5 protein-coding genes are annotated in these 4,320 nt (G+C 29.9%); 1 reads left to right on the top strand and 4 read right to left on the bottom strand.

Annotated elements, in window-relative coordinates; all coding sequences use genetic code 11:
• From ACHAJD_RS09685 to ACHAJD_RS09670, 4 genes are all read right to left on the bottom strand, one after another.
• Positions 1–316, bottom strand: a 316-nt coding sequence (locus ACHAJD_RS09685) for a hypothetical protein (RefSeq protein WP_435585664.1), incomplete at its 3' end; no start/stop codon positions are given.
• Complete coding sequence (locus ACHAJD_RS09680) at positions 313–2,133, bottom strand: hypothetical protein (RefSeq protein ID WP_435585663.1); 1,821 nt, start codon at positions 2,131–2,133, stop codon at positions 313–315. The genes ACHAJD_RS09685 and ACHAJD_RS09680, both read right to left, overlap by 4 nt.
• A 54-nt stretch (positions 2,134–2,187) precedes the next feature.
• On the bottom strand, positions 2,188–2,550 hold the full coding sequence (locus ACHAJD_RS09675; RefSeq protein WP_435585662.1) for a hypothetical protein: 363 nt from the start codon (positions 2,548–2,550) through the stop codon (positions 2,188–2,190).
• 197 nt (positions 2,551–2,747) lie between these two features.
• Positions 2,748–3,329: a carboxymuconolactone decarboxylase family protein gene (locus ACHAJD_RS09670; RefSeq protein WP_435585661.1), complete on the bottom strand. Its 582-nt coding sequence runs from the start codon at positions 3,327–3,329 to the stop codon at positions 2,748–2,750.
• Positions 3,330–3,515: 186 nt separating this feature from the next.
• Here ACHAJD_RS09670 and ACHAJD_RS09665 point away from each other — a divergent pair.
• A partial coding sequence (locus ACHAJD_RS09665) for a protein adenylyltransferase SelO family protein (RefSeq protein WP_435585660.1) occupies positions 3,516–4,320 on the top strand: 805 nt, incomplete at its 3' end.

Below are 4,320 nucleotides of genomic sequence, written 5' to 3'. Positions count from 1 at the left end.
TATAAAGCGAGCCAATTTCTATAAAATCTTTTAACGCACGTTTGGTTCTTTTTAATATACCCCAATTAGGTGGTGTGCCATAAGCAATCGTTCCTACTAATTTTGAACCATTAAACGCTAAATAGTAATGTGATTTTTTATTTCTAAATGCCTTATCGAATTGTTTCATTTTAAACTGCAGCTCACCTGCGTGGTCTTGGTGTTCATTTGAGGTAGATTTAGAAAAGGCATCTTGTATTACCTTATCCCATAGTACTTTTACTAAAGCTCTGTCGTCAATACTGGCTTTTCGAATCGTTAAGTTCGTTTCTGTCATCGTGATAGTTCCTTTCTGTCATGTTTAGTTGGAGATGCAAACTTTTTAGTGTGAAGCTTAATAGTACTAAAGATAACTAAAGCCGTTGGAATTCCTAATAAAACAGGCCATTCAATTGGGTTAATAATCTTCTTAATCCCTGCATCAAAGTCTATCATGTTTATGGTAATTTCATTATTAATTCTATCTTGATTTATAGTAACTGCACTTGAAGTTGTAATCCAAGAAAACATTCCATCAAACCGAACATTTTTAATGCTGTGGGTAGTTAAATTATAAACACTAATATGACTAAGGTTCGTATAATAGATTAAGTAATCATCTATGACTACAAACTGATATGGTAAATGTTTAACATTTGGCAAACGATAAATCTCTTCGGTATCTAAATGAAGCAATACATAGTTTCCTGATGCTAATTCTTCTTGATAACTAATTGCATAACCTTCATTATAAGCATAAATATTATTTGGCCAAAATGGGACGCCGAAGAAATGAACATTACTTGTTAAAAGATGACTAATATTGTTATATACGATATTTTCTTCAATAAATATAAATTTATTGGTTGAATAAAACGAAAAATCATCTAATTCATTTGTTAAATACCATTCAATTGTCTTTGTTGTTTCATCAAAAAATCCAATTTCGTTTTCAACTAACAAGTATGAAACATCATCGTTTTCTATGAAATAAGAATGATGTGAAACATAGTTTCCAGTAAGTTCTAAAATCATCTCAAACTCTAGGTTCTCATTTAAACGATACACATAGTTATTAGGCAATTCTCCATCTAAAGGAGTACATTCAAAAGTTACCGGACAACTCGGATAACGGAGAATTTGATAGTAAAAGCCACGGGTAGACTCTAATCTATACCCACCAGCCTCAGGAACCTCTAGTTTTGATAATAAATTACCATTTATATCATAAATATTTAAAAATTCTTCTAATACCATGCCATTTGAAATTTCTCTTTCAACTAAATAAATCTTATCTTCTTCTACGGTTAAATTCCACGGATTAAAATAAGTGATTCCTTGATTAAAATGATAATCATATGCCAAGACGATTGGTTCATTAAACTGAAAATCATATGAGAATAGATCAAACTCATTATCACTCATTACAGCAACAATGTACCCACCTGCAATGATGATGGTAATGATTGCTAATTTAGAATACTCAAAAGGTTTTATCGTTAAAGCACTATTAGTAAAATTTTTATATAGATAAAAAATAATGACTATTCCATATGAAATGGTATAATTTAAAGCAATTCCCTTTATGGGTAATAAATAAATTATTGCCATATGGCCTATAAAAAGTATTAAACTGTAGTAGATGGTTTCTCTCATCATTTTAGGACTAACATAGATACTAACAAGAAAGTATATAATATTAGCGGTTATTGATAAAATAATCAATAAAATAAAAATAATGATTGAACCCACAAATGATAAAAACACACTATAAATGAATACGTTATACAGTAAAAAGTAAGAAAAAAATCTACTTCCTTCTACTATAAGAACATCCTTTATATCATAATTTCTTTTGGTGTGATATTGATAATGTTTATGCGTACTAACACTATATAAAATATACATTAATCCAAACAAGCTATTTACAAGTAAAAATACATAATTAAATGACTCGAGTAAATTTGTAAAATAGCCTATACCAATCCCTATAAACAAAAAACTACATACTAAGATAATCAACTGATTTTTTACATAACTAAAGCGCATCTTTAAAGGATGCGCTTTCTTAATATCTAAAATAACCTTGTATCGATTTACAAAGTCTTCAAACATATAGATTCATCCTTTCTATTAAATTACATAGTTAAAAATGTAAAATAGAAAGGTTTAACAGCGAAACACACACAGTTTTTCGTGTGAATGTGATTGTCTTTTATTAATCATATCTTCTTTAAACACTAAAACAACCGCTTCGTGGAGTTGTATCAGTGGTTGGTAAAATAAAATTTTTACAACCAATTGCTTTAAATAAAAGTAAAGCTGTTTCAAATCATTGATAATTAAAATAGTGATATGGATTAATACTAAAATGAAAACGAGCATTAGTAATCCAGGCATATATTGAATTAACCATATAGATGACATTTCTACCAGCATTACAATAATCGCGATAAAAATAGAAAAAGCTATTGATGTAATCAATAGTTTAACCATATTAAATTTACCGTTTTCTAACACAAAAGGCTTCATCAATTAATCACCCTTTATAACAAATATCGCAATTATGACTTAATTATATCACGATTTTTCTATTTAAAAATATCTTGTTTATAAATTTATAAATAGGCTTATAATTGCGCTTTATAACAAAAGCCTATTTTTGATATAAAAAAAGACCCTTAAATAGAGTCTTCGTTCCAATAATAGGCTTTATTCTTATCGATGAACTATCTATGTTTGAGTTTTACAAAAGGCACAACAAATAGATTTAAAAGTAAAAACAATGGAAATAATACCATAGTAAAAACTGGTACCAGTAATTCATTAAGTATGTTTGAGCCTTTTACGTGTTTAAATGTCAAGGTTTGTTTTAAAAGATCAAGTGAAATTCCCATACCATTAGTCATGGTAATCACATGCGTTACGCCTAATATAGAGCGTGCTTTTCTTATTCCATATGTTTCTACTAGTCTAGTATAAAACTCTTGATCAACAACTTCATGATTAAACGCGTAATTTTTACCAAACAAAACAGCCTTAGCTTCTGCCTCAGGTATTCCTTCTAACTCACCTGCTAAAATTTCTTTAATATCTTTATCAGATAACCCTGCTTTAGTGGCTAACTTAATATGAACATACGAACACATTGCACACCCGTTTACTTCAGTAACGGCTAACATGATGCGTTCTTTTAGTTTAAAATTCATTCCATTTTTTTTCTTAAAGATTTTAAGAAATAAAAATGACAATGATGCTTTATAAATAATTGGAATTTGTTGAAATAGTGTAAACTGACGATTATGTTTCATAACGTGGTCTCCTTTAAATTAGTTTGCAATAAGAACTATATCATAAAGCACTATTTAATCATACTGATTTACACATAATTCTAAATAATAAAACTGGATAAGACTATATAGTTTTAAAACGCTTATTCAATCCTATAGTTTTGTTAAAATGTTATAATAAGTATGAAAAAAAAGGGTGATAAACTGATGCAAACTTATGGATTTAATATAAAAGATACTTATCGTACACTACCATCAATATTTTATACGGATCAAATGCCTATTAAATTTGCTAATCCTTCATTAGTTTTATTTAATGATGCATTAGCAAGCAATTTAAAGATAGATAAGATAAAACTCAATTCACCTGATGGGTGTCGTTTTTTGCTTGGTCAAACCGCACTTGGTATTGTAAAGCCTTTATCAATGGCTTATGCGGGTCACCAATATGCCCATTTTAATATTTTAGGGGATGGCCGTGCACATTTATTGCTAGAACATTTAACGGATGATGGGTTAGTTGATGTCCACTTAAAAGGTAGTGGCACTACCCCATATTCAAGAGGGTTTGATGGCCGTGCAACATTACGTTCTGCTTTGTTAGAATTTTTAATGTCTGAGGCAATGCATGCTATGGGTGTTTCAACTACTAGAAGCTTAGCCGTCATTAAAACAGGCGATAAAATTAACCGAATAGGTTTACAAGATGCAGCTGTTTTGGTACGTACAGCTATGAGTCATTTGCGTGTAGGTACATTTGAATATGCGGTATATAAAGAAGATGAATCTGCTCTAAAAAGTTTAGCAGATTATGCAATCAAACGTCATGATCCTGATTTAATTTCTTCTAATGATGCTTATCTAACGTGGTATCAAAGAGTGATTGAACGTCAAGCAAAGCTTATAGCCCATTGGCAAAGTATTGGTTTTGTCCATGGTGTTATGAATACTGATAATATGACTATAAGTGGGGAAACCATTGATTATGGTCCTTGTGCTTTTTTGGACCATT

This window comes from Liberiplasma polymorphum (genome assembly GCF_043951795.1).
Taxonomy (GTDB): domain Bacteria; phylum Bacillota_I; class Bacilli_A; order Izemoplasmatales; family Izemoplasmataceae; genus Liberiplasma; species Liberiplasma polymorphum.
The sequence above is the reverse complement of the archived record's forward strand: the minus strand, read 5'-3'. Positions and strand labels throughout refer to the sequence as shown.

Bases quoted from the DNA above. Each gene is read 5' to 3' on its own strand.
- ACHAJD_RS09670 (WP_435585661.1), bottom strand. From the start codon at position 3,329: ATGAAACATAATCGTCAGTTTACACTATTTCAACAAATTCCAATTATT.
- ACHAJD_RS09680 (WP_435585663.1), bottom strand. From the start codon at position 2,133: ATGTTTGAAGACTTTGTAAATCGATACAAGGTTATTTTAGATATTAAG.
- ACHAJD_RS09675 (WP_435585662.1), bottom strand. From the start codon at position 2,550: ATGAAGCCTTTTGTGTTAGAAAACGGTAAATTTAATATGGTTAAACTA.